General features: G+C 42.1%; 20 protein-coding genes. 11 read left to right on the top strand and 9 right to left on the bottom strand.

Translation table 11 applies throughout. From position 1 onward, the window contains the following. Nucleotides 1–30: 30 nt before the first annotated feature. The 4 genes from cdd to H5125_RS17290 all read left to right on the top strand — a co-directional run bounded on the left by cdd (nucleotide 31) and on the right by H5125_RS17290 (nucleotide 5,126). The gene (gene cdd / locus H5125_RS17305) at nucleotides 31–927 is read left to right on the top strand and encodes a cytidine deaminase (RefSeq protein WP_182744851.1); all 897 of its coding nucleotides are present in this window, start codon (nucleotides 31–33) and stop codon (nucleotides 925–927) included. Between the two features lie 488 nt (nucleotides 928–1,415). Next, nucleotides 1,416–4,556, top strand: a complete 3,141-nt coding sequence (locus tag H5125_RS17300) for a YdbH domain-containing protein (protein ID WP_182744850.1) — start codon at nucleotides 1,416–1,418, stop codon at nucleotides 4,554–4,556. A 63-nt stretch (nucleotides 4,557–4,619) separates the two neighbouring features. Further along, nucleotides 4,620–4,778, top strand: a complete 159-nt coding sequence (locus H5125_RS17295) for a YnbE family lipoprotein (RefSeq protein ID WP_081430160.1) — start codon at nucleotides 4,620–4,622, stop codon at nucleotides 4,776–4,778. A 15-nt stretch (nucleotides 4,779–4,793) separates the two neighbouring features. Next, nucleotides 4,794–5,126 carry a YdbL family protein gene (locus H5125_RS17290; protein ID WP_182744849.1) on the top strand — a complete coding sequence of 111 codons (333 nt, stop codon included), beginning with the start codon at nucleotides 4,794–4,796 and terminating at the stop codon, nucleotides 5,124–5,126. 46 nt (nucleotides 5,127–5,172) lie between these two features. Here H5125_RS17290 and H5125_RS17285 read toward each other — a convergent pair whose 3' ends face one another. From H5125_RS17285 to H5125_RS17265, 5 genes are all read right to left on the bottom strand, one after another. Next, entirely contained in the window at nucleotides 5,173–5,577 is a 405-nt protein-coding gene (locus H5125_RS17285; RefSeq protein WP_101087535.1) for a hypothetical protein, read from the bottom strand. Between the two features lie 18 nt (nucleotides 5,578–5,595). Beyond that, on the bottom strand, nucleotides 5,596–6,186 hold the full coding sequence (locus H5125_RS17280) for a GNAT family N-acetyltransferase (protein WP_182744870.1): 591 nt from the start codon (nucleotides 6,184–6,186) through the stop codon (nucleotides 5,596–5,598). A gap of 181 nt (nucleotides 6,187–6,367) precedes the next feature. Next, a complete protein-coding gene (locus tag H5125_RS17275; protein ID WP_182744848.1) occupies nucleotides 6,368–6,991 on the bottom strand; it encodes a 2OG-Fe(II) oxygenase in 624 nt (207 codons plus the stop codon). A 228-nt stretch (nucleotides 6,992–7,219) separates the two neighbouring features. Then, nucleotides 7,220–9,022: a SulP family inorganic anion transporter gene (locus H5125_RS17270; protein ID WP_409085852.1), complete on the bottom strand. Its 1,803-nt coding sequence runs from the start codon at nucleotides 9,020–9,022 to the stop codon at nucleotides 7,220–7,222. A 151-nt stretch (nucleotides 9,023–9,173) separates the two neighbouring features. After that, a complete protein-coding gene (locus H5125_RS17265) occupies nucleotides 9,174–11,090 on the bottom strand; it encodes a choice-of-anchor I family protein (protein WP_259395479.1) in 1,917 nt (638 codons plus the stop codon). Nucleotides 11,091–11,394: 304 nt separating this feature from the next. Between H5125_RS17265 and H5125_RS17260 the strand changes: the two genes are divergently transcribed. The 3 genes from H5125_RS17260 to ilvN all read left to right on the top strand — a co-directional run bounded on the left by H5125_RS17260 (nucleotide 11,395) and on the right by ilvN (nucleotide 15,164). Then, nucleotides 11,395–12,555 carry a multidrug effflux MFS transporter gene (locus H5125_RS17260; protein WP_182744867.1) on the top strand — a complete coding sequence of 387 codons (1,161 nt, stop codon included), beginning with the start codon at nucleotides 11,395–11,397 and terminating at the stop codon, nucleotides 12,553–12,555. 396 nt (nucleotides 12,556–12,951) lie between these two features. Then, a complete protein-coding gene (locus H5125_RS17255; RefSeq protein ID WP_182744847.1) occupies nucleotides 12,952–14,670 on the top strand; it encodes an acetolactate synthase 3 large subunit in 1,719 nt (572 codons plus the stop codon). After that, on the top strand, nucleotides 14,670–15,164 hold the full coding sequence (gene ilvN / locus H5125_RS17250) for an acetolactate synthase small subunit (RefSeq protein WP_101087532.1): 495 nt from the start codon (nucleotides 14,670–14,672) through the stop codon (nucleotides 15,162–15,164). The genes H5125_RS17255 and ilvN overlap by 1 nt, the downstream gene beginning before the upstream one ends. A gap of 82 nt (nucleotides 15,165–15,246) precedes the next feature. Here the strand turns inward: ilvN and H5125_RS17245 are convergent, their stop codons facing one another. The 3 genes from H5125_RS17245 to pdsO all read right to left on the bottom strand — a co-directional run bounded on the left by H5125_RS17245 (nucleotide 15,247) and on the right by pdsO (nucleotide 18,919). Beyond that, complete coding sequence (locus H5125_RS17245; RefSeq protein ID WP_182744846.1) at nucleotides 15,247–15,879, bottom strand: class GN sortase; 633 nt, start codon at nucleotides 15,877–15,879, stop codon at nucleotides 15,247–15,249. Nucleotides 15,880–15,893: 14 nt separating this feature from the next. After that, complete coding sequence (locus H5125_RS17240; protein WP_182744845.1) at nucleotides 15,894–18,062, bottom strand: marine proteobacterial sortase target protein; 2,169 nt, start codon at nucleotides 18,060–18,062, stop codon at nucleotides 15,894–15,896. Nucleotides 18,063–18,151: 89 nt separating this feature from the next. Further along, nucleotides 18,152–18,919 (bottom strand): sortase-associated OmpA-like protein PdsO, encoded by a 768-nt coding sequence (pdsO, locus tag H5125_RS17235; protein ID WP_182744844.1) that lies wholly within the window; start codon nucleotides 18,917–18,919, stop codon nucleotides 18,152–18,154. A 262-nt stretch (nucleotides 18,920–19,181) separates the two neighbouring features. Here pdsO and pdsR point away from each other — a divergent pair, with 262 nt between their 5' ends. From pdsR to H5125_RS17215, 4 genes are all read left to right on the top strand, one after another. Beyond that, the gene (gene pdsR / locus H5125_RS17230; RefSeq protein WP_011637090.1) at nucleotides 19,182–19,871 is read left to right on the top strand and encodes a proteobacterial dedicated sortase system response regulator; all 690 of its coding nucleotides are present in this window, start codon (nucleotides 19,182–19,184) and stop codon (nucleotides 19,869–19,871) included. Between the two features lie 3 nt (nucleotides 19,872–19,874). After that, the gene (gene pdsS / locus H5125_RS17225; protein ID WP_162022856.1) at nucleotides 19,875–22,046 is read left to right on the top strand and encodes a proteobacterial dedicated sortase system histidine kinase; all 2,172 of its coding nucleotides are present in this window, start codon (nucleotides 19,875–19,877) and stop codon (nucleotides 22,044–22,046) included. 163 nt (nucleotides 22,047–22,209) lie between these two features. Next, nucleotides 22,210–23,400: a cystathionine beta-lyase gene (locus tag H5125_RS17220; RefSeq protein ID WP_182744843.1), complete on the top strand. Its 1,191-nt coding sequence runs from the start codon at nucleotides 22,210–22,212 to the stop codon at nucleotides 23,398–23,400. A gap of 67 nt (nucleotides 23,401–23,467) precedes the next feature. Beyond that, nucleotides 23,468–23,893 (top strand): hypothetical protein, encoded by a 426-nt coding sequence (locus H5125_RS17215; RefSeq protein WP_101087526.1) that lies wholly within the window; start codon nucleotides 23,468–23,470, stop codon nucleotides 23,891–23,893. Nucleotides 23,894–24,550: 657 nt separating this feature from the next. On the opposite strand, the gene H5125_RS17210 is transcribed toward H5125_RS17215, so the two are convergent. After that, a complete protein-coding gene (locus H5125_RS17210; protein ID WP_182744842.1) occupies nucleotides 24,551–25,411 on the bottom strand; it encodes a hypothetical protein in 861 nt (286 codons plus the stop codon). Nucleotides 25,412–25,943 lie beyond the last annotated feature (532 nt).

The raw sequence follows: 25,943 nt of genomic DNA, 5'->3' as shown, positions 1-25,943 counted from the left end.
CCCAATTTATTTTATCTAAGGATTAAGGGAATGCAAAATCGTTTTTTAGAAAGCATTACTCAACTAGACAAACCTTTGGCCAATGCGCTTGTGCCATTATTACACGAGCAATTTTGCGGTCATATTGATGCAAGTCAATTTGCAGGCCTAGTTAACGCAAGCGGTAAAACAGAGCAACAAGTGCTCATGGATTTATTACCTATTGCCGCAGCACTCGCTAACCCACCGATAAGCGAATTTTATGTCGGTGCTATTGCAAAAGGTGGCAGTGGCGACTTGTACATGGGTGCTAATTTAGAATTACCCGGAGAAGCGTTATTTCACAGTGTTCATGCTGAACAAAGTGCCATCAGTCATGCATGGTTAAGTGGTGAAACAGAAATTGTTGATATCATTGTAAACTTCAGTCCTTGTGGTCATTGTCGCCAATTTATGAACGAACTAGTCAATGGCAGTAAGATAAATATTCACCTGCCTAATCAACCAACCCAAACATTAGCGCATTATTTACCTTATGCGTTTGGGCCGGCAGACTTAGATATAACCGTGCCACTATTATGTAAGCGCGAGCAAGAATTTAATTGTGATTCAGATGACCCAATGATCATCGAAGCCATTGATCAAATGTGCCTCAGTTACGCGCCATATACTAATAGCAATGCCGCTGTTGTATTAGAAACTAACGACGGCGCCACTTTCTGTGGTCGTTATGCTGAAAGTGCGGCATTTAATCCATCAATGCAACCGATGCAAATGGCATTATCCAATTTAATCCGCCATAACCGTCAATACAGCGAAATAAAGCGCGCGGTATTAGTCGAATCATCAGTAGGCAAAATTACCTTGGTCGGCGCTGCTATGGATGCTCTGCATGCAATCGCACCGATTGAGCTTCAACATATGGTTGTAGAACCATTGCTGGGATAAATAACAGCAAACTTACTATATTAAATATTCAGATAGATGGAAGGCGCTAATAAGCGCCTTTTTTTATTTGGATTAACACTACATTAAACCTAGATTAATAATGTATTATATTTTAACAATCTACTGCTGATACCATGCTAAGCTAATTGACATTTTTAGCATGGATAACATTAATTTAGCATGGATAACATTAAATTATCGGTGTACACATCGTTAAACAAACAACTGTTTATTGCTATTTTAATTATTTACTGGCTAATAATTTTCATCTAATGCAGCGTTTAATCAACAACAGTCTGTAGATAATTTATCTCCTTTAATGGCAGATAATGAGTAGGATTATTACCATGGCCGATATTAATCAATCTTATAGCCAAATTCAGATAATAACTGCAACATTATTAACGGGCACATCGTTATCAATGAACAAACAAATGTAAAGCGAGTCACTATTGCGCATATCGAGCCTTAGCAAAGTTTTACTCTTTATGCTGTTTTGTACAGTCGCTTTAGTATGGGCCATTATCGAAAATGCCAAACCTCTTACGGTCAAAATACTCAACAACTTATTAGCCGACAACCACATAGAAGTGCTTAATTTTGATGCCGAATATGTCTCATTTAATCATATTCGGATCCCCAGGTTAGTCCTAAAAATTGAAGACAGTCATATCGCTATCCAAGAGTTCAATCTTGAGCTGCGTGACAGCCTGCAAATTCTTAAAAACCAACAAATCAACGCCGACGATATCGTTAGCATCAAAACCCAGAGTGTCTATGTTGATTTGGGCGACAGTTTTTTCATTCGTCAATCACAACAAACTGAAGAATCTCCAGCGGCAATGCAACTCAACCTCGCAAAATTACCCACTATTGAGCTAGGTGAAATAAACATTAAGCTACCAGTGCTGGATAAAGATCTCCCACAGCAACACACTTTAAAGATGGACCAGCTTACGTTGACCCAAAAAGGTCAACTAAATACCTTGTGGCGATTTAATGACTTCCCGCTATTTAGCCTAGATGCCAGCTTAGACAAACGTGCTTGGCAATTTAACACCCTTGTTGATTTAGGGTTAAGCTATCAAGGGCTTGATTCATTAGAACAATATTTAAGCTTATTAAACAATAAGCAGCAATCACAACAAGCGCAAAGCAACAATATGCTTCATGGTTTGCATACGCAGCTATCACAACTTCTACAACCCATTCGTCAACAGCAAGTCACCATAGAAGGCCAATGGACAGCCAACAGTAAAATTAACTTAATCAGCGGCGAGATGAGCAGTCAGCAATCGATAGCCGGATTATCTTTGCACTCGCCACTTTGGCCTAGTGTCTATTTTTCGCCGCAACACCCCATTAAGGCGATGCTTAATTTGGGCAATTACCCGCTACAGGCCTCACTAGACAACAGTAAAACCATCGATGCCTTCGCGCTAAAACTTGATATTGCCCCGCTACACTACCAACTGTCGCCCTCACAAGACGACAGAAATAAATTAATTGCATTGTTAGCCGATGATCACGCCAATCAAATAGTTCATATCATTGAACAGTTAACCCCTAAATCACCTTCTCAGCTAGCCAGTATCGATGTAGGCATGGCCTATCCCGTTGAAGTCGTTATCCCGCTGCAAAATGATGCTCTACCTCTGCAGGTGTCAATTCCTGACCTAAGCGTCAGCATTGAAGGGTTATTGCTCCAAAGCAAATTAAAACTGGCGCACACCACATTCAATAGTCATCAACAATTTAACAGTCATTTCGATTGGGGTATGGCATTGTCGACCCTGGAAGCAACAGGCAAGACACAACAACATCCAATCAACACACTCGCCGCTGACGATATAACTGTAACGGCAAGTGAGAATGTATCCGTACCAACACCAGTAACCGCGATGGCTCCAAGTCTAATTGATATAAAAGCCATATTCCCTGAGATCCCGTTAGAGCAGCTGTCACTTTCTAATGCGAAAGTGAATCTAGTCGGTCAAATATCGCAGAGGCAACAAAATCAACTCGAACTGTCATTGCTGCCAAGCTCCAGCGTAGCCGTCAACAACACAAGTATATTGCGCAGTATTACCAGTGAGAATGAACAACATACCAAGCAGACCAAAAAATCTTCTGCACTATTGGGGTCATTCGGACTTGTGCTTAACGACACCTCGACCATGTCATTCAAACAAAATAATACTCAACTCAATCTATCTCCGTTTACACTGCAAATTGGCCAATTGATTGTTCAGCAAGCAACCCAAGTGGACAACAGTAAACTATCAACCACACTGGCCTCGGTTAACAAAGCCGATATTGCCATCAATCAAGGTATAATCTTGGCGTTACATCAAGATGAGCCCATCGACAAGTCGCTAGAACGTTGGTTACAAAACCCTGCAACCAACGACATAGCTTGGCGTATCAATAAACTCGATATCACCAAGCAACTAGGCAAAAGTCGCCGCCAGCCACTACTTGCGCTTGATAAGATTACGGTTACTCAGCAGCTCAATTTATCCAAAGGATTACTGGTTGGTAGCGAACAATGGCAACTCGATACCCTTAACTTAAGCAGTTATCACTTACTTAAATTTGCTGATAAAAAAAGCCCATTATCATTAGCTGGCCAATGGACTTTTGATACCGACATTGAAACAGCAATCAAGACATTACAAAAAGTCCAACCCCTGCCAGATAACTTTACAATTCAAGGCCACAGCAAACTAATCGCAGGTTTTGCATTAAGCGAAATAGGCAACACCAGTCAATTTGAAATGAAAATTCAACAACAGTTGTCATCTTTGTCAGGCCAATGGGAAGATAAAACCTTTAATGGTGGTGACGTGTTTGCCCAATGTCAATTTAACTGGCAGCAAACTCACGATGGCCCTAATACTCCAGCAGCAGAGAAACACTTTGCCCACAGTCAATTAGTCTGCCCACAAACCGCAATCAGTTTGCAGCAAGCTAAGCTTGGTTTATCACTAACAAACTTGAATTTGAATGCCGATATCGAACTTAACAAAGACGGCAATAAAACGCCGACCAATTGGTTACAGCAAGTTACAGGGTTAAGCGAGACCAACATCAACCTTACCGCCAGCGGCGACATGCTTGATGGACGCTTTTTATTACCTGAGTTTGTACTAAAACTGCATGATAAATCTTATGGATACTTATTATTACAAGGGTTGAGCCTAGAAAAATTCTTAGAAGAGCAACCGCAAGTGGGTGTTAAAGCCAATGGCTTATTTGATGGCGTATTACCCGCGGTACTGGTTGATGGCAAAGTGACTGTTACTGGTGGCAAACTGGCTGCGCGAGCACCTGGAGGATTAATTGAAGTTGCCGGAAATCCTGCAATGGATCAGCTAGAATTATCTCAGCCTTATCTTGGATTAGTCTTTACCGCACTTGAGCATCTTAACTATACTGAATTGTCGAGCTCCTTTGACATGATACCCAACGGCGATGCACAGATTAATATTGCAGTAAAAGGTAACAGCCGTGACATTGAGCGCCCTGTTCACCTTAATTACTCTCACCAAGAAAACTTAATTCAGTTATACAAAAGTACTCAGATCGGTAATCAGCTACAAAGCAAAATTGAAGCAAAAGTCCAATAGCAGCATAAAAGGATCGTCCACGTGAAATATTCATCGACATATTTAGTCAGTATCAGCACCATAATGGCATCGTTATGGTTATCAGCTTGTACGCCTACCGTAAAGATAGAGCCACCTGACAAGCCAATTGTCATTAACTTAAATGTTAAAATTGAGCATGAAATTAGAATTAAAGTGGAAAAAGAACTCAATAATTTACTTGAGAATGACGAGTTATTTTAAGCAGAGGTTATCAAGATGAAATCTAGATTCGCTTTAGCCACTGCCGTATGCTTAACCAGTTTATTATGGTGTGCCACTGCTTGGGCAATGACATTGCAACAAGCCAAAACGGCCAGACTAGTAGGTGAACAAACAAACGGTTATTTAGGTGTTGTCATTCCATCAAAAGAAACACAACAGCTCGTACTCACGGTTAATACCAAACGCAAACACTATTATCAACTCATCGCTGAGAGAAATAAAATTAGCCTAGATAAAATTGCCACTCTTGCGGCTCAAAAAGCGATTGAAGCAGCGGAACCTGGGCATATGATCCAAACGCCACAAGGGCAATGGCTAAAAAAATAACCACGAGAGTTGCCTCTACGTGGTTATGTCTATATCTAACAAACCATTACATGGTCGCCATAACCCAATAATCTAAGCGCTTCTGTGGGTCTGTGACAATCGATTTGCAAGAGTCTTTGTATTTTGACATCAATGCGCCTAAGTTATTCGACCCAGCTAATTTATCAATTTGCTTTTGTTTAGCAGCAACAACATCTTTTTCAACTTGCTCTGGGGCACGGTACTTACCCGCTATCGCCACGGCATCAATTGCAGAGGTTTTTAAACGATCACCCACCGCTTTCATTTGTGGGGCATTCATCGCAGCAATCGCTTCCGAGCTAATTTGATAATACGCTGCACATTCAAGTAGTTCATCAGTGAATGCTTTTTCTGCAGCATCTTCTGCGTGTGCAGTTACACTCATGCATATAGCCGACACAGTAAAAACCCACATAGCAGATTTGTTCATGGTTGTTTCCCTTCGTTTTTAGAAATTTGGAGATAAAGTTAACGATTGATAATGCGTTAAACGAGATGTTAAAAATTGTTCAACTTGAGGCCATTCGGTTTCAATAATCGAAAACACCACAGTGTCACGAATAGTCCCGTCAGCTTGAATTTTATGATTGCGTATAATGCCATCTTGCTTAGCACCCAACCGTGCGATAGCGTTTCGAGAGGCATGATTATGCCAATGCGTCCTGAATTCGACCGCGATAGCATCTAAGGTATTAAATGCATAGCGGAGTAATAATAACTTGGACTCAGTATTAATAGCACTACGTTGATAAGATTTAGCGTACCAAGTGTAGCCTATTTCGAGTCTACGATTAGGTTGGTCCCTGTGGCAAATTCGAGTACAACCAATAATATTGCCAGAGACTTTATCACGCACCGCAAACGCGACCGCTTCGCCTTTGTTTTCACAAGCTAAAGCATGCTCTACATACGCTTTCATACCATCGGCATTAGGAATTTGCGTAAACCATAATGTCCACAAATCGCCATCACTGGCAGCCACAGTTAATCCAGGAACGTGATCGAAAGACAGTGGCTCTAGGATAACATGTTCGCCCATTAAGCAATCTTGTCTATTAATCCAGCTCAAATTAACGCTCCTTATAGTAAAAGGTTACATTACCTTAACTGCATATAGATTTACAGCCAGCAACTACAATGTTTTTATCTATCGCGTAAAAACATTGTTTTGCTGTTGCTACAACCAATCACTAAAGACGGATCCCTTGCCAGCGGTAGAATTAAAAACCGTGATTCGCGTTACTCACCCTAAACCAGCCGGCAATACTATTACGGGTTTTTGTGGTCGGCCTGACTTCATGCGGAAAGCGTTCACTTAAAAACAATACCAAGGTACCAATTTTAGGATTAACGACTTCTAAAGGTGCATCAAACTCATCATAAATGATCAATTCGCCACCATCGCTGTCTTGCCAATCTGGATTCAAGAAAAATACTGTCGATAAAATACGATTTTGGCTGCCATGCAGCGCATCAACATGTTTTTTATAAAAAGCACCAGGCTCATAAACAGCATAGTGACTTTCAAAGTCAAACAGCCCCATAAACAAACGACGATTTAGCCCGTCTTTCAATTGGCTCATAATCGATAAATATTCACGGTCGGTATGATCTTGATTGTCTAACCAGCTAATTTTATCCGAGCGAATCTCAGTATTGATTTGTTGTTCAATCCCTCGACCAATGGCGGCTTTTTTAAAATCAATATCTTGCTGAGCTTGCACTTTTTCAAGCAAGGCTAAACTTACATAATCAGGAATGATATCAGATAAAAGGATATACCCTTTATCGACTAACGCATCTGCGATCACATCCAGCATTGCTTCACTTACTTGCGAAACCATATATGCCACATCCAACAGAAAGACTACGCTTTTTACTTTACTCAAGGGCACAGAAAGGAAATTAAGGGCCTGATTTTCGAGGGGGCGTCATTACAAAGTATGATTGCCATACCTTGGTTATTTTCGGCGATTTTATAGAATAAAACCGCCATGAACAACATTTATTAAAATCATTATAATTCATAAACTTAAACCAAGCTAACACACAGTACCAGCTAAACCTAATGGTTAAATTTGACTATGTGTTAATACGGTCTCGGTTGAATCATCGCTATGACTATCATCAAGCTTTTGTGCTTCACACGCTGCAACATGACTTTGTTGCATTTTTAAGGCGAGATATAAATCTGAACGAATGGTAATACCTTCTTCGCCAGACACCATATCTGTTTGTTCAAACCAGCTAATTAACTGCCGCTTACGCCCTGCCAACACTAAACTGACACCACGCTTTCTTAATAACACATCGATGTCGGTCAGCATTGCCATTACGCTTAGATCTAAATGAGTAAAGCAAGGTACCGCATCTATAATCACACATTCGACCGTTTCAAGTTGGTTCTGCCGAGCAAAGCGTTCCAGTAAACGGCGCTTAAAATAGGTAGCATTAAAATAGGTCAACGGAGAGTTGAACCGATAAATAAACACACCAGGTACCGATGAGGCTTTGTCGCTGCTATCTAAGCTGCGAATAATGCCTTTAGCATCCAGTCCCAACACTTGATCCGTCGGTCGCATAACCGTACGAAGAAACTGAAACAATCCTAATAACACTGCAAGGGTGATCCCAGGAATCACGCCAATAAAAAGTACTGCGAGGAAAGTGGTTAAAGCTAAATAAAAGGCTTGGCGATCACGTAAACGTAAGCCCCAAATCGCTTTTAAGTCGATAAGGTGCACAGAGGCTATCACTAATACTACCCCGAGCGCTGCGCTGGGAATAAACTCTAACGGCGCGGTTAAAAACACCGCCACTACGGCGATTAACACTGCAGCAATCACCGACACTAACTGAGTTTTACCGCCATTCGCATCGTTTACCGCAGTACGAGAATCGGCACCACTCACGGCAAAACCTTGCGATAATGCGGAAGCAATATTGGCTAAGCCCAAGGCTTTAAACTCTTTGTCAGCATCAATGTCGTAACCATTTTTAGCGGCAAAACTGCGCGCGGTCAGCATCATACTCACAAAACTGACCATGGCTAAGTTGAGTGCCGGCATCACTAATTCACGCGCAATACCAATGTTAAACACAGGAGCTTGAAATGATGGCAAGCCACCTGCCACGCTACCAATAACCGCCACATCATAATCGGTTAAATGAAAAGCCCACACCAATGCACCACCTACTGCAATTGCAAACATTGATGCTGGCCATGTCGGTTTTAACCGCTTCATCACAAAATAAACAACCACAGTGAGAATGGCCATCATCAATGTCGGTATGTGAGTTTGTGATAAATAACTTGGCGCACCGCCTAGGCGTTCAAGCAAGTATTTTTCATCAAAGGTAAAACCGAATATTTTTGAGAATTGCCCCACAATAATGGTAATGGCGACACCGTTAAGCAGCCCCATCAGAATGGGTTTGGATAAGAAATCGGCTAACACGCCTAATTTAAATCGACTTGCAATCAAGCACCAAAACCCTGTCATCACGGTCATGGTCATCACTAATTGCCAATGTTTTAGGCTATCTCCGGCTGCTAATGGTGTCACAACGGCGGCAATTACCGCACATGTTGCAGCATCAGGGCCAACGATTAGTTGTCTTGAGGTGCCAAATAAGGCGTAGATGAGCATCGGCAACACGCATGAATACAAACCTACAGCTGCATTCACGCCCGTTAACTGCGCATACGCAATTGCCACGGGTAAAGCGACTGCAGCAACAGATAAACCAGCACGAACATCATCTTTAAGCCAGCTTCGCTCGTAACGAGAAAAGGTTTCTAAACCAGGCATAAATCCATATAACCGACTCAGTAACACAACAACCTCAATAATAATAAAGCAGGTTGTTATCATAGTTTTATTTCAAATTAATTACGACATATTCACCAACGATAAATAAAATTTCATCCAATAAAAAACGCCAAGCGAGTTAGACTTGGCGTTTTGAGTTACTAATTTGTGGCTAATATAAAATAGCCATAATGATACAGAAGTAGCGATATCGTTACTGTAAACGTAATTGATATACCACAGTGGTACCACTGACTTCATTACCAATTAACAATAATGGCAATCCGGTAGGGCTGTATTGACTAGCAATAAACTTCATCCCCTCAGGACCTAAATCACCCGCTAAAGAGGCATCACCTTCTACTTCGCCAGTGTCGGTATCAATGGCAAAGTCGGCATCAAAATTACGATTACGAACATAATCGACAAACGATACGGCAAAAGGGTTAGTAATGTCGTAGATCATAAAACCACCGGTGCGTTCTAAACCAATAAAGGCATAAGTATGTGAACCTATTTGGCCAATAGCTAATGCCTCTGGCTCCGGGCCTTTGTCGTCGCTGCGGCTATCACCTTTGTTTTCATCGTTGTTGTTATTGAAGTTCATCGCTAATAACGCCGCGGTAATACGCTCGAAATCACTGCCACTGTCAAAAACTTGTTGCCCCTCTGCAGTCCAAATCGAAAATGAACGGCCACCGTAAGCGACTATTTTATCCATTAAGCCATCATTATTCTCATCGCCCATACTCGTGGTGACTTTTAAGCGCCCAAGTTGAGTTTTATCTTGTGCGGCAGCAAACTGCGGATGGTTAGGGTCTAAATTCAAATCTTCAGCTCGAGCTTCTTCAGAAAAACCGTCATAGTCGCGGGCATCACCTTCGTTGGCCGTTACGATAAAATCAGTATTATTCCATCGATAACTAGCAATAGTATCAGGCTGATACATACCATAAACACCTTCATAAGCTTGTAAATTTATGGCATCGTCTTTGTCACTGGCATCAATTTTATTAGCGTCTAAACCAAAATCTTTAAGCCCTAATGCAATAATACGCTTTACCGTTGCTGTTGCTATATCAATCACAGCAATAGCATTGTTTTCTTGTAAACTGACATACGCAAATTGACTGTCAGCTGACACTGAAATGTACTCAGGCTCTAAATCTTGCGCCACACTCGCGCCAGGACCATTAATTTTAATCAATGGATTAAGCTCTGAATTACGCGTACCACCAATATTAAAATCTTTAAAATCAATGACAGTTGCCGTGGTTGCTGGCACACCACCCACAATGGCAATTAACGCAACAGAACCTTCAGGGTCAACATCATAAGCGCTATTAGGCTCACCTTCATCGGCAACTAACAACACACTACCGTCAGGGCTAAAAGTGACATTATCAGGTAATGCACCCACCTCAACAAACGACAAATAAACAGGTAATGCGCTTTCAGATAATCGATAGAACGCCACTATACCATTACCTTGAGTAGCGTTACCTAACGCATCGCCTCGCTCAACGGCTGCCGCTAACAAATTACCCGAGACACTGACACTGTTCACGGCGCCCAGTAGGGTTAACCCGGTATCGACGCTAATATTCAATTCGGTCTTTTTGGCAATATTATTTAAACTGTAGCCTGCTTCATCTTGAACGGCTGTTTGAGTTAATGTCGATAAATCGAGTACATCTACTTTGCCACTTTGAGCATTCACCACAAATGCGCTCTGACTCAACGGATGATAATCGACAATTTCTGCAGCACTTAAGCCATAAACACCAGACTGATAACGCCCCACTAAATCAACTGCCAAAGTATTTTGGGTAACATTACAAATCGTTTGAGTTTGGTTGCTATCAACCTCACTCATCTCTAATACACCGTTACTATTAGTGTCTAATCCAGTGTCAATTTGCTGACCACCAAACGCGCACTGAGCATGACCTACAGCAAGAGGGGTTACACTAACCAAAGCAGATAAACCATTATTACCACTGGCTCCATCTACGCCACTATCACCCTTTGAGCCCATTTGGCCGTCATCGCCATCGCATGCTGTTAGTAGCATGGTGGTCATTATTGCAGACACTAACAGTGCCGTTTTTCCTTGAACAAAGCGCATCATAAACTAAAGTTCCGAATAGAGGTTGGTAATCTAAAGCGAATAATCTAATCAAAAACAATGAAGCTTTAATGACAATAATGTTGCATTTATGTGCCATCAATAAAAATCAATATAATGAAAATGTAAGCACAATCTGTACATATTATTCATTACAAAATCAGCCGCAGTAAATGTCTAATATCGTGGTAAACTAGCGTTGATTAAATTAGCATCGTCTGCAACACCTAAAGCACATGAGGTTCACGTGGTATCGCCATCAAAATTCGACTCGTCTCCAGTCTCTGCGGGTATTCCCCACTTAGCGATGCTAATCCCTATGCTTGCCGCTATTGTCGCCATTACGCCTTTAGCCATAGACATGTACTTACCGGCAATGTCCATGCTGGCATTAGGTTTTGAGACCGACATCACCACAGTACAACAGTCACTCAGTATTTATCTTGCAGGTTATGCCTTAGGCATGCTGATTTTTGGCCCCCTTGCCGATAAAATTGGTCGTCGACCACTGGTGATTTTTGGGTTATTAGGTTTCACCATTATCAGCTTGTTAATTGCACTTAGTACCAGTATTGAACAGTTTTTAATATTGCGTTTTGCACAAGCTCTCATTGGCGCAGCTGCCACGGTTGTGGTACCGGGTTATATTAAAGAGATCTATGGCGACAACACCGCCAAAGGTATGTCTTATGTAAGTCTTATCATGATGTTAGCACCATTGCTCGCCCCTACTTTAGGCAGTTTAATTATGGAGCTCGGGGATTGGCATCTTATCTTTTTAAGCCAAAGTTGCTATGCCATCACATTATTGGTATTAGTATTATTTAAACTAAAAATGCCCAGCGATAAAGATCTTGGCAGTCGCAGTCAAAAGACATTTTTAGGCGGTTACTACACAGTCTTTGCTCGCAATGGCGTCAAACTGAATTTATCCAGCGGTGTATTAACGTCATTTGCTTTCTTTTGTTACTTAACCGCTTCGCCATTTATTTACATGGAAGTGTTTAATTTAGATAAATCGCTGTTTGCGATTTTATTTAGCACCAATGTGGGAGCCTTGATGCTCGCCAATATTGTTAACTCTAGAGTGGTAACCCGATTCGGCTCAAAACGGATGTTACACGTAGCAACATTCTTCGGCGTCATTGCCGCAACCGGCCTACTAGCGGTTAATTTACTTGATTTAAGTTATCATTTTACCGTGTTAATGCTTATCCCTTTAATGGGTTCGCTCGGGGTCATGTCGGTCAATGCAGACGCCATTGTATTAATGAAGTTCAAGCAAGAAACCGGCACCGCAACTGCCGTCATTGGTACGCTAAGATTTGGTTTTGGTGCAGTAGCGGGGCCACTGTTGGCGTACTTTTATGATGGTACTGCCGTGCCCTTTTCAGCGCTGATGCTTGGCGCAATATTGCTAGTCGGATTATGTCAGTTTTTTCAAAGTACCTTACCTAAAACTGAATAACGCAAAATATTTCTGAAATAACATTATGCAGAGGCCACTATTTTAGTGGTCTTTTTATTGCCTTATTATTGGTGATAGACACTATCAATCCCCTTTCGCCGAGCAAATAGCAGCACTTAAACATCAAACTCATCACAACAACCAAAAACAGCCCATAAACATGAAATGATTTCAACCTTGAAAAATAATTAACTAAAGGGGTTGCAGTAAAAATAAATTTACATAAGATGGAGGCTAGTTACTTGTTCAGTAACAATGAAACCAGCCATTGAATATTGCGACAGCAATTTCAATCTTCGAGTTTGGATTATCCTTCAAACTTATTTTTTAAAACGATTACCGTCGTTGTATACAAGATACTGTTTACCATACGGTAACTTAACAAGGATTCATTTCATGGAAAAGCTTTCTGGCGCGAGTATGATCGTGCGCTCATTAATAGATGAAGGTGTCAGCCATATCTTCGGTTATCCCGGTGGTTCGGTATTAGACATCTATGATTCTCTGCATAAAATATCTGGTATTGAACACATCCTAGTTCGTCATGAACAAGCCGCTGTGCACATGGCTGATGGTTATGCCCGTGCAACTGGCAAAGTTGGCGTCGTGTTAGTCACTTCAGGCCCTGGTGCTACCAATGCGATTACTGGTATTGCCACTGCTTACATGGATTCAATCCCACTGGTTGTGTTGTCTGGTCAAGTGCCGAGTAATTTGATTGGTAATGATGCCTTCCAAGAATGCGACATGATTGGTATTTCTCGCCCAATCGTTAAGCACAGTTTTTTAATAACAGACGCAAAAGACATTCCAGAAACGGTTAAAAAAGCCTTTTTCATTGCCGCTACCGGTCGCCCTGGCCCTGTGGTCATTGATTTGCCTAAAGACTGTTTAAGCCCAGATATACTGCATGATTATGTTTATCCGGACAGCGTTAAAATGCGTTCGTATAACCCCACTACATCGGGTCATAAAGGCCAAATTCGTCGCGGTTTGCAAGCCCTGTTAGCGGCTAAAAAACCGGTATTATATGTCGGTGGTGGCGCGGTTATTTCGGGTTGTGATGCACAAATACTTGCCCTTGCCGAACGTTTAAACATCCCTGTCGTGAGTACCTTAATGGGCTTAGGCGCGTTTCCTGGCACCCATAAGCAGAGTTTAGGCATGCTAGGAATGCATGGTTTATACGAAGCGAATATGGCAATGCACAACACCGATTTAATCTTTGGTATTGGGGTACGTTTTGACGACCGCACCACCAACAATGTTGAAAAATATTGTCCTAACGCCACCATTTTACACATCGATATTGATCCATCTTCTATCTCTAAAACGGTTCGGGTCGATATTCCAATTGTTGGCTCTGCCGACAATATTTTAGACGGCATGTTAGATCTACTTGATGAATCCAAGGACACCAATGATGCTACAGCTATGGCAGCATGGTGGAGCGACATTGAAATTTGGCGTTCACGAAAGAGCTTAGAGTTCGATCGCACTACAGATAGAATCAAACCACAGCAAGTTATTGAAACATTGTACAAACTCACCAATGGTGACGCTTATGTGGCGTCGGATGTCGGCCAACATCAAATGTTTGCCGCGTTATATTATCCGTTCGATAAACCACGCCGTTGGATTAACTCAGGTGGATTAGGCACCATGGGCTTTGGTTTACCTGCGGCAATGGGCGTTAAAATGGCGTTCCCTGAAGCGACTGTAGTGTGCGTTACGGGTGATGGTTCTATCCAAATGAATATTCAGGAGCTTTCAACGGCACTGCAATATGATACTCCGGTTAAAATTATCAACCTAAACAACCGTTTCCTTGGCATGGTAAAACAGTGGCAAGACATGATTTATTCAGGTCGTCATTCCCATTCTTATATGGATTCTGTGCCTAACTTTGCCAAAATTGCTGAAGCCTATGGCCATGTGGGAATGAACATTAATCACCCTGATGAATTAGAATCTAAGCTGGCTGAAGCCTTGGCGATGAAAGACAAGTTAGTGTTTGTTGATATCAGCGTAGACGAGACTGAACATGTGTACCCAATGCTGATTCGCGGCGGCGCGATGAACGAAATGTGGCTAAGCAAAACGGAGAAAAGCTAATGCGTCGTATTATTTCTGTATTACTTGAAAACCAACCAGGCGCATTGTCACGAGTGGTGGGATTATTTTCTCAACGCGGTTACAACATCGAAAGCTTAACCGTTGCGCCGACTGAAGATGTGACCTTGTCACGCTTAAATATTACCGTGATTGCTGATGCCAATATTCTTGAGCAAATTGAAAAACAATTGCATAAGCTTATCGATATTTTGAAAGTGGCTAACATTACCGAGTCGGCCTATATTGAACGTGAAATTGCCTTAGTTAAAGTGAAAGCTCAAGGCGATCAACGCGAAGAAGTCAAACGCACTGCGGATATTTTTCGTGGCCAAATCGTTGATGTTACCGCCAATATTTATACGATCCAAATGGTCGGAACCAGTGATAAAATTGATGCGTTTATCCATGCGATCACCGATATGACCAAAGTGATTGAAATATCGCGTTCTGGTGTGGTTGGTTTAGCCCGAGGTGAAAAATCAATGAGAGCCTAATTACAGGTTGTCTGACACAAAAAAGCAGAGCCCTATTGGGCTCTGCTTTTTTATTGCAATTAAGACAAGTGGCCATAAATAGCTAACTCACACTGCATCGCGGTTTTGTATCGATTGGTTTAGCTTCAACAATATAGCGATATTCGGCATTGCCACTCAGTTGGTCAAACGGATAACAGGTTATCAAGGTTAAATGACTTTCTGCTGTGGGAGCCAGCACATCTAAGTCGGTTTCATGCACCACATGCGTGGTAGTAATTTGATATAACACTCGCTCACCTGCAGTGCTATAAAGCTCAATCATGTCGCCAACCTTAACGTATTGTAAACGCATAAAATGACTGTCTCGATGGCCGGCAATTATCATATTGCCCTGCTCACCCAACGCCGCCCCCGCTAACATCAATCCAGGCCCAAAGGCTAAATTACGCCCAGAGGCCCCCGCTAATACGTACAAGTCACTGCCTAAAGGTTGCAAGCTATCATTGTGTTGTTGCAACACACGCATCTTAGCCACCGGATGAGTGTCTGCCCAAGACCAGGGTTTATGTGGTTGGCTATCTGCCAAGGTTTTTTCAAAAGCCCGTTCAATTAAAAACTGGGCAAAATGAGCTTTAGCTTGCATATAACCTCCCTGTAATAATAATGCACATCCCAGTACGCTTAGAAGCACAATCACAATCCAATGCTTGGTCGGTGATATTGTTCGCTGCATATTTCCGCTCCTGTTTAATCATGTGATTCAATCACTAACAATTGGCCTGGTAAGCGCTGCCTTAACCATAAATAGTGCAACAATCCTAAGCCAAGCAAACTAAAACCAATTAATAACCATAATCGACTTGCGGTACCGGTTTGTGGCAATACTTGCGACGACTGAGCAGCATTTAATCCATGGGGCATATGCGGCTGTAACTGCACATCTATAGGGCTATCAATTAATGGGTTAACCGGTGTCACATCCACCGCAACTAAACTGGTCTGACTGGTCACTAAGTGATACAACAAGCCTAATGCTTCAACTTGCTTATTGACGCGGTCGCGGCTGGCATTGTCTTTATAAAGCTCAAGTGATGTTATTTGCGCATTTGCCCATAACAAATCAATTCCCTTAGCTGCTTGGTTTTCTTCAAAATCAAGTTGTTGTTGCCAATATTGACCATTAATATTGCCTGACACTATGATGGGCTGTTGTTGGTGTGACGCCGATTTAATACTTACCCAAAGGGGTTCATTTTGGTATAAATCGCTAATGGTTGTAGGCCAATAGTCCGGTACGCTGCCATCAAGATAGTACAAGCCAATATTGGTCAGCACGGGTTGCTCAATTTTATTGAGTAATTGTTCAATTTTTTGCTGCACTTCAGACTCATTGCCAATATAGGTAAATGTTCCTCGACCCATTGTTGCCGCTCGGCGCATAAAATCGGAGTTCGGTGCAGAGCCAATACCGACCGTGAATAATCGGCTGTCACCCAATTGATCATTAATAAGCTGATACAACTCATGTTCGTTGCCAACGGCACCGTCGGTCATAAAAATCACTTGGCGTAACATTTCGCTGTGAGCATCGGTTTGATCAAAATCTTGCTGTACGCTGTCCACCAGCGCAGTTTGTAATGCACTGCGCATTTCGGTGCCGCCATCAGCATCTAATGACTGAATAAATCGGTTTGCTTTACCAATATTACGGCTATTAGCAGACAATGGCGTGGCAGATAACATTGTTACGTCACTATTAAATTCAATAATATTAAAGCTGTCGATGTCACGCAGTCCCGCTAGTGCGAACTGTAATGCTTGCTTGGCTTGAGTAATAGACTGGCCAGACATAGAACCAGACGTATCGATAACTAAAATCAGTTCTCTGGCAATAAGGTGTTGCTCGCTTACTTCCACACTCGGCGGCATTAACATCACTAACGAGTACATATTATTATCAACCGGATTGGGTTGTCTTTGTGCTGTCTGTTCATGTCCAACGCTATTGTCTATCACATGGGTTTTACCGGTTTGATAAAACGTCGCGGCTTGTGGTAATGCCCCTACGTTAGCCTGCCATTGCAGCACAAAATCACGGTCAGCAATTTGCTTGCCGTCAAAGTTAACACTGTAATGATTACCGGCAATAGACTGTTTAATCGGATGATAAAGACTGTTTAATGACGTTAGTTCAAAACCGGCATCAATGTTCACCTGCATCTTCACATTTAGTTCCGGCCTGACGTGTTTAACAGACATCGCCGTATTAGCGCTCGATGGCATGGCCAATGGCGGCTGCTCGGTAGTGCGATCTGCTTGCGGGTTATAACGCGGTGTTATCGCTAATGGAAAACGTAAACTAAACAGCCCATCACGATACTCAACCTTTTGTTGATAACTAATTTCTACCACGAGTTGCTCGTGTGGCCCTAAATTGGCGACATCTGAGGTAAACAAATTGCGTCGTTGTTGCTGTAACAAACTCGCTTGTTTACCTTGTTTCTTGGCAGTTTCAAAAGTCTGTAATGCTTGTTTTTTAGGTTGTATTTGTCCTGCTATGACTTTGTCGCCAATGCGTAACTGCATGCTATCGACAGCTGCAGTTTCAGGTAACGGGAATAAGTATCGCCCATTCACCCATTGATCAGAATCATTGATAAACACTTGCTTAACCGTGACCCGATTGAGTAATCCCGACACATCCATGCTCACTTGTGTATCTAGCGCAAAAGCTTGTATCACTTGATTTTGTTGAAAGTACTCTAATGTTCCTTGAGTGATATCGTCTTCTTGATACCCAGACGGTGATGCAAATGCCGTTGTAATACTGGCATAAATGACAAACAACAAACCAAAACACAGCGATTTACAAACAGGTTTAATAGACAAATGTGAGATTAAAAACAACGGGCGCATACTCGCTCCTCACCCATTTAGGCTACAACATCAATGTTTGCGCCTAGATGGGTAATATTCAAAACAAAAAGGAAAATCGACGTGTAAATTTAGTTAGCAGCAAGTTCAGCACCTGGGGCTAATAACTTGAGCGTCACCCGACGATCAAAAAAGTCGTTTTCAAAATTTTGTTCCTGGTGCATTGGCAACGTTGAACCATAAGCCTGTCCATGCAAACGCTCGCGGGCAATGCCTTGGGTAACTAAGTATTGTGTCACTTCAGCTAAACGCTGTTCAGACAAGGCTTGGTTGAAATCATTATCGCCACGGCGGTCGGCATAACCGGTTAAATCTATGGTCAATTCTGGTGACAAGCTCATCATGTAAGCCACATTATCTAATTGTTGTTCAAATAACGGCTCAATATGGCTCGAACCGGTTTTAAACTGCACATTCATTCCAATGGTTAACTCATTAAGCGTTTGTTGTTGATTCGCTTTTTGTTCAGCCAAGTTAGACTGTAATTGATAATATTTCTCCGACACTTGCTCCAACGATTGCTGCTTAGTGCTCAATGCCATTAATTGCTCGTTAGTTTGCGTTAATTTTTGTTCTTGCTGCACTAATTGTTGTTTCTGGACGCTGAGTTCTGCTTCATCGCCAACCGACTTACCAATAAACGTACCGGTAAATGCACCAATAATGGCACCCACTGGGCCGCCGATAACAGCACCGAGTAAAATCCCAGAGCTCAAACCCACTAGCTCTTCTGTGTGTTCGCGCTCTTCGCTCATGCCATGGTCATTGTCATTTGCCCAACTGACGTTTGAAATCATCATGGTAGAAATAATTGTTGCGGCAATAAGTTGCTTTTTCATAAAGAATCCCTTTTAGTGGTTGTTTAAAGTGGTTGTTTAAAAAAATGATGGTTATCATCAATACATGAGTTAATGCGTTGCTGATTAACTCTATGTCGCTATTAAACACCTCATAGGTGGCTTTATTGGGGAGCAAAAATGGCAATGTGGCGATCAAATGTGGCAACAATATGGCAATTGCCGTCAACGGCTTTTTTGGTCGATAAAATCCTGTATAGTCAGTACTATATCTAATTATCAGCCTATTAATTGAAATCATCCCATGAAACGAATTGCCATTGTTGAAGACGAAGCCGCTATCCGCGAAAACTACAAAGATGTCCTGCAACAGCAAGGGTATAGTGTTCAAGCCTATGCAAATCGCCCCGCAGCCATGCTCGCCTTTAATGCTCGCTTACCAGACCTAGCCATTATAGATATTGGTTTAGAGCATGAAATAGACGGCGGTTTTACCCTATGCCAGGCACTGCGTGCAATGTCGAGCAGCCTACCAATCATCTTTTTAACCGCACGCGACAGTGACTTTGACACCGTGTGTGGTCTGCGTTTAGGGGCCGATGATTATTTAACAAAAGAAGTCAGTTTCCCCCATTTAATGGCCCGTATTGCGGCCCTATTTCGTCGTTCAGAATTAATCGGTTCAAGCCCAATAGAAGACAACTTACTTGAGCGCGGCCACCTCACCATCGATGGCAATCGCATTCAGGTATATTGGAAATCGCAACCCATTGAACTGACCGTGACCGAGTTTTGGATGGTTCATGCCATGGCCAAACACCCAGGACATGTGCGCAGCCGTCAGGATTTAATGCAAGAAGCTAAAATTTACGTCGACGACAGCACAATCACCTCGCACGTTAAGCGCATTAGGAAAAAGTTTATCGTTATCGACGCTGAGTTTGACTGTATCGATACCGTTTATGGCATGGGCTACCGCTGGGACAATATCTAACAGATGAATTTACCGATAGGGCTGCGTGCCAAGGTCGTCATTTTGTCGCTGTTTTTACTCTGCCTACCATGGCTTGGGTATGAATATGTGTGGGAAATGGAGAAGTACCTGCGTTATGGCCAAGAAAAAACCCTTGAAGGCACCACTCAAGCGCTTGCTACGGCGCTACATGAGCGACCAAAATTATTTGATAACCAAGCCAGCTTTTTAAACCAAGTTGAAAAAGGCCGCGACTTATACGCCTACCCGTTAGCTGGGCCCATTCAACTCGACGGTAAACTGAGTGACTGGGACTTATACCAACATCGCACCCTCAACTATTCAGACAAACATGTTATTTATCAGCGCAGCGAAACTGAGCCAATCGATATTAGCTTTAGTCATATGGTGGGCAAATACGGCGGCTATTTATACGGCTTTTTCAACGTCAATGACCCGAACCTGATTTTTCGTAACCGTAAAAGCTTACGCATTGATAGAAACGATCACTTAGTCATGGCAACTCAATCGCCCGATGGCATGTTCAGGCGTTATATTATTGCCAATACCCAAAGTGGTTGGCTTAGTGCGTTTGAATTACCCGCCGACCCGAGCCAATCGATGCCCGTTACCCCAGAAGTGCGCATTCAAGGCCAGTGGTTAAAAACCGACAAGGGATACAATATTGAGTTTAGACTGCCACTCGAAATGGTAGGCAGTAAATTAGGTTTTGCGATACATAATGTAAACGATACAAAAACACGTCAATTAGTGAATGTTATTGGTACCTCAGCCACCGACTCAGTAGCCAGTTTAGGCACGGTGTTAGTGCCCTCGCCTGAAATTGAAAATATCATTAAAGGCATGAGCCACAACAGCTCACGTATTTGGGTCGTCGATAATCATGGCCGCGTACTGGCAAAATCTGGTGATATTCGTTCATCGTCCAACACCTGGGCAGATGATATCGAGGTCAATCAACCTGAGTCGTTTTGGCTGCACTTTAAACAGCAATATATTCTGCCGTTATACTACAAAATATTAACTCGTCCGCCACAAGACTTTATCGATTCACTGCAAGATTCAACTGAACTCACTGGTAGCCACATTGAAAAAGCCTTAAGCGGCAAACAAGGCTCTACATGGCGCTTAACGCCAGACAACAAAGCCGTAGTATTAGCCGCAGCAAGCCCAATTTGGATTGACGATAAAGTCATGGGAGTCGTTATTGCAGAAGAAACCACTCACGGCATTCGCAGCCTGCGTAACCGCGCCCTGGAAAAACTGTTTAACGTCATATTAACTATTATGAGCATGGGCACATTAGCCTTGTTTATTTTTGCCTCGAGTATTTCAAGCCGCATCCGCCGTTTACGTGATCAGGCTGAACTCGCCATCGACAGCCAGGGCCGAGTAAGACAGCAGATTGTGGCATCAAAAAACCGAGATGAAATCGGTGATTTGTCACGCAGCTTTTCAAGTATTGTCAGTCGCCTTGGGCAATACACTCATTATTTAGAAAACATGTCGTCGCGTTTATCGCACGAACTGCGTACCCCTGTTGCCGTGGTGCGCAGCTCACTTGAACACTTAGGTTTGCAACAACTGGACGAGCAATCACAAAAATATGTTAGCCGTGCCCAAGAAGGTGTCAGCCGCCTACACCTTATTTTAAATAACTTAAGCGAAGCAACTCGCTTGGAAGCCAGTTTAACCCAAGCTGAAAGCTGTCGTTTTTCATTAAAGAAAGTGATTAGCGGTTGTATGCAAGGCTATCAAATGACTTATCCAGACCAGCTCTTTAGCATCCACATTGAAGATAAAGCCATGTCTTGCGACGGTGTACCGGAATACATCGCCCAATTAATGGATAAACTGATCAACAACGCCATTGAATTTCATCAGCCCGACAGCGCCATCACCGTCAGCCTGACCCAATATCATAAACAGGCAATATTAAAAGTCAGTAACATTGGTCCTTTACTGCCAAAAGACATGAACAGCCAAATTTTTGAATCTATGGTGTCTATCAGGCCTCAAGGTATTAATGGTAAGCCTCATCTTGGTTTAGGCTTATACATTGCCCGATTAGTTACCGACTTTCACCATGGCAGCATTAAAGCAACCAACATAATAGAGAACGACATTGAAGGGGTTGAAATATGCCTGACGTTACCCTTGAGTGATGAAAAATAGTCAACCACAGCATTTAGGCGCTTTTATTTAGGTTTGTTGGTGCTAGGATGATAAACATCAGTAGATCATTCACCGTAGCGCATTTATCCATGTCATTGATATTTGCTAATAAACATTAGCTAAAACATAAACCATGGACTCTACACATAATGGAAATAACAACATGAGCAAAGACGATAAACTGGCCACCCAAATTGTTAACGTTGGCCGCGACAAAAAGTTCACTAAAGGCATTATTAATCCGCCAGTATTTAGAGCCTCTACCGTGGTGTTCGACACCATGGATGAGATGCGTTTTGCGATTAAAAACAAAACCAACGGTGAAATGTTTTACGGTCGTCGCGGCACCCCAACCCATTTTTCATTTCAACAAGCCATATGCGAACTTGAAGGTGGCGCTGGCACGGCGTTATACCCTTCTGGTGCGGGCGCGATCAGCAGCGCTTTGTTATCATTTTTAAAAAGTGGCGACCATTTATTAATGGTCGACACCGCCTATGAACCAACGCGCGATTTATGCAATAAAATGCTCGCGGGCTTTGGTATCGAAACCACCTATTACGACCCAATGATTGGCGCAGGCATTCGTGAGTTAATTCGTCCTAACACCAAGGTATTATTTTTAGAATCACCAGGTTCTATCACCATGGAAGTGCAGGATGTACCATCGCTTTGCCGTATCGCTCACGAACATGATGTCATTGTAATGCTGGATAATACCTGGGCTTCACCGATTAATTCTCGTCCATTTGATATGGGTGTCGACATCTCTATTCAAGCCGCCACCAAGTACATTGTTGGCCATTCTGATGTGATGATGGGTACCGCCACTGCCAATGAACAACATTGGGAACAACTGCGCGAAAACAGTTACTTAATGGGCCAAACTACCTCGCCAGATGACGTCTATTTAGCCGCGCGAGGCTTACGTACCTTAGGAGTACGTATGGCACAACATAATAAAAATGCCTTAAAAGTGGCTAATTGGTTGGCGACTCGTGCAGAAGTGGATCATGTCCGTCATCCGGCGTTCGATACTTGCCCTGGTCACGAGTTTTTTAAACGCGACTTTAGCGGCGGTAATGGTTTGTTCTCATTTGTACTCAAGCAAGGCGACTTAGCGTCAGTCACTGCTTTTGTTGAAAACATGGACCATTTTAAAATGGGCTTTTCATGGGGCGGTTTCGAAAGCTTAATTTTAGGGGTATTCGGTATTAACAATATCCGTACCGCTACTCAATGGGACAGCAGCAAACCATTAATACGCTTACATATTGGACTTGAAGATGCCGACGATTTAATTGCCGATCTCGATGCGGCATTTAGCCGATATAATGCAATACTACAAAAGTAGCCTCTACTCAGCTGCTGAAACGTTTTGCAAAAAACGTTAATGGAATGTTCAAACAATAAGGGAATAAATGAATATCATCAAATTAGTCATACTCAGCCTGTGCATTAGCATTGGCTATTATGCATTAACTATCGTGGCAATTGGCCAGTCTGCTGCTGGTAACTTATTGTGGTGGTTTAATAGCAGTGAATATCCAATACTGGCTCACCTTGCACAGAACTTTGTTGGTATCGGCTTAGCCGCGTTAATCCCTGCGTTTCTAGTGAGAAGTTACGAGCCCGCAAGACAATGGATTGCCATTACCATTATGATTTTAGGCGCTATGTTATTACACGGTAATATCCATTACATGCCATGGGATCCTATGGGTATTGTAAGGTTTGTAAACAACACCTTGTTTTACGGTGATATCGGTGCAAAAGTGCTATTTTTCTATATCTTACTGCTCCCTGTATTGTGGTTGTTACTGCTTAAACGTATGGCACGTATTTAACAGAATCCGAATTTGAGCGCTAAACAAAAGCAAGGTGAACATATCTTGCTAGTCAACATTGCCATCAATCTAAGCCTTGAGTCGTCATCGTCTCAGGGCTTTTTATTATCAATAATAGCTATAAAAACAAAGACTAAGCAGTTTACCAAACGTTTAGTCAATAGTTGCCAAAACTATTAGCAATCATTTAGCAAAACAGTTGTTCAAAACATACTTTAGGGAATTATAGAAGTGATAAATATCTGAGCGTACTTATGTGATGATATCGCCCGCCAAATGTAAATTACGCCACAAATGAAATGTTATCTCACTCTTGTCGGTCTTATTAAGTACACCAGTATTTACCAACTAGAGTTTAACTATGTGTAGCACACCAAAAACAAATCTAGCTGCTGCCACGCCCAAAGTTCCCTTTCGGAGCTTTATGGCAAGTATGACATTGGCACAAAGACAACAGTTCGCTGAAGTCGCGAACCGTGCCGATGAACGGCGTAAAATAAGAGAAGATCGACTCAAAGGTCAATCCAATAGCAAAAGTGCGGCAAACACGACTGTAAAACCAAACATGCCATTTATCAAAAGACTGCTTCAATTTTGTAAACAACATATTGTGATATAAGCCTGTATGCCTTTAATGGCTAAACGGCTTATTGCAGATTAGTCTTCAAGTACTGATATGAAAATTCTGTCTGCATTCCACAGTTCAATTATCTTGCGTGTCTTCTTTGAGTTCCAAAAACATTTTCCAAACAAAATAATCCCCGCACCTTCTAATTGACGCCCTTCCGATACATTGAAACGTTCTAATATTGCCGATTTAAATTTAGAGATAGGAATGCCAACATCAGTACAATCAGATGGATTTAACCAATCAAGTTCTTTGTCTAGATACGAAATCGTACCCCAGTACATTTTAGGCTTTGCCTGTTTAGCATTATCGCTTGGCTCAGCATCGGAAAAGTTAACAAATAAATTCTTCGCTTTGAATTTATAACCCGTATCAAGCTCAATCAAAGTACTTGATTCAGCTAAATCGCTGCCACGCATCAAGCTATTGAGGATTTTCTCTAGCCCTAGCACTTTGACCTTGGTTTGTTCATTGTTGCCATTGTGTTTACGACTGGCATTATCGATTTTTGGGAGGCTGCTTGAAATGAGGCTTGATGTAGAGGCAACCGTTTGCACCTCTGTAACTGGCTTTTTGGTGTTTGATAACATGAAATCAATGCTAATAATATCAGCATCTGAAATGACTTTATTCACTTCTACGCTATGCCGATTCTCTCGGTCTCGTTGAGTTGAAAAATGACCTTCATCGCATTCTGCAACATGATATCGAGAGCCAAAACACGCCGCTTTACCGTCTGAGCTTCTCTTACGATAGTAAGCTTTTCCTTTGCACTCAGGGCATTGTAAAAATTGCCTAAACTTTTCAATTTCAGTTTCAGGTAACGTCTGAAATTTCAAAATTGAAAAAGTGTGCCTTTGCCCACCATAAGTACAAACCGCATCAATCATTTTCTATCCACATTTTCTATAAAAACGGACCTTTAAAATGAGCTATTAAAGGAACCTTAAAACCTAGTGAAACAATAGCAAGTTATTAATAAAAATCCTATTTTTCAATAATGCTAATCGCTGTCGCAGACTTTATAGGTTGAGCTTAACATGCTAGAAGCTGCTCAACAATTGAGCTATTAGTGGGTTATGGTTTGATAAGAGATACTATTCATAATGGAGTGGTTCCCCCCGCGACTGACTACATGATTTGCTCACTATCTAAATCGTTTCGGGACAGAAGCGAGATAGTAACGAGCACAGTAAAAGGCGGAAAATAGTTGACTCAAACTTGCAATGAACGAACACAAGTCAGCTACTTTGCTTAATAGCCTTTATTAGATTTTCTGGATCGTTTGTACCCAGACTGTAATGGTCTAATGAAACTGTAGAGATTTATAGCTTAAAATAAGCAAAATCTTAAAGGTATTTATCATGATTAGAAAAACGAAAATCACTGTCAGCCCTCTTCAAAAATTAGAATATGCCAAGC

It is taken from the genome of Shewanella sp. SR44-4 (genome assembly GCF_014163715.1).
Classification (GTDB): domain Bacteria; phylum Pseudomonadota; class Gammaproteobacteria; order Enterobacterales; family Shewanellaceae; genus Shewanella.
The sequence above is the reverse complement of the archived record's forward strand: the minus strand, read 5'-3'. Positions and strand labels throughout refer to the sequence as shown.

Bases quoted from the DNA above. Each gene is read 5' to 3' on its own strand.
- cdd (WP_182744851.1), top strand. From the start codon at position 31: ATGCAAAATCGTTTTTTAGAAAGCATTACTCAACTAGACAAACCTTTG.
- H5125_RS17300 (WP_182744850.1), top strand. From the start codon at position 1,416: ATGCTGTTTTGTACAGTCGCTTTAGTATGGGCCATTATCGAAAATGCC.
- H5125_RS17295 (WP_081430160.1), top strand. From the start codon at position 4,620: ATGGCATCGTTATGGTTATCAGCTTGTACGCCTACCGTAAAGATAGAG.
- H5125_RS17290 (WP_182744849.1), top strand. From the start codon at position 4,794: ATGAAATCTAGATTCGCTTTAGCCACTGCCGTATGCTTAACCAGTTTA.
- H5125_RS17285 (WP_101087535.1), bottom strand. From the start codon at position 5,577: ATGAACAAATCTGCTATGTGGGTTTTTACTGTGTCGGCTATATGCATG.
- H5125_RS17280 (WP_182744870.1), bottom strand. From the start codon at position 6,186: ATGGGCGAACATGTTATCCTAGAGCCACTGTCTTTCGATCACGTTCCT.
- H5125_RS17275 (WP_182744848.1), bottom strand. From the start codon at position 6,991: ATGGTTTCGCAAGTAAGTGAAGCAATGCTGGATGTGATCGCAGATGCG.
- H5125_RS17270 (WP_409085852.1), bottom strand. From the start codon at position 9,022: ATGATAACAACCTGCTTTATTATTATTGAGGTTGTTGTGTTACTGAGT.
- H5125_RS17265 (WP_259395479.1), bottom strand. From the start codon at position 11,090: ATGATGCGCTTTGTTCAAGGAAAAACGGCACTGTTAGTGTCTGCAATA.
- H5125_RS17260 (WP_182744867.1), top strand. From the start codon at position 11,395: ATGCTAATCCCTATGCTTGCCGCTATTGTCGCCATTACGCCTTTAGCC.
- H5125_RS17255 (WP_182744847.1), top strand. From the start codon at position 12,952: ATGGAAAAGCTTTCTGGCGCGAGTATGATCGTGCGCTCATTAATAGAT.
- ilvN (WP_101087532.1), top strand. From the start codon at position 14,670: ATGCGTCGTATTATTTCTGTATTACTTGAAAACCAACCAGGCGCATTG.
- H5125_RS17245 (WP_182744846.1), bottom strand. From the start codon at position 15,879: ATGCAGCGAACAATATCACCGACCAAGCATTGGATTGTGATTGTGCTT.
- H5125_RS17240 (WP_182744845.1), bottom strand. From the start codon at position 18,062: ATGCGCCCGTTGTTTTTAATCTCACATTTGTCTATTAAACCTGTTTGT.
- pdsO (WP_182744844.1), bottom strand. From the start codon at position 18,919: ATGAAAAAGCAACTTATTGCCGCAACAATTATTTCTACCATGATGATT.
- pdsR (WP_011637090.1), top strand. From the start codon at position 19,182: ATGAAACGAATTGCCATTGTTGAAGACGAAGCCGCTATCCGCGAAAAC.
- pdsS (WP_162022856.1), top strand. From the start codon at position 19,875: ATGAATTTACCGATAGGGCTGCGTGCCAAGGTCGTCATTTTGTCGCTG.
- H5125_RS17220 (WP_182744843.1), top strand. From the start codon at position 22,210: ATGAGCAAAGACGATAAACTGGCCACCCAAATTGTTAACGTTGGCCGC.
- H5125_RS17215 (WP_101087526.1), top strand. From the start codon at position 23,468: ATGAATATCATCAAATTAGTCATACTCAGCCTGTGCATTAGCATTGGC.
- H5125_RS17210 (WP_182744842.1), bottom strand. From the start codon at position 25,411: ATGATTGATGCGGTTTGTACTTATGGTGGGCAAAGGCACACTTTTTCA.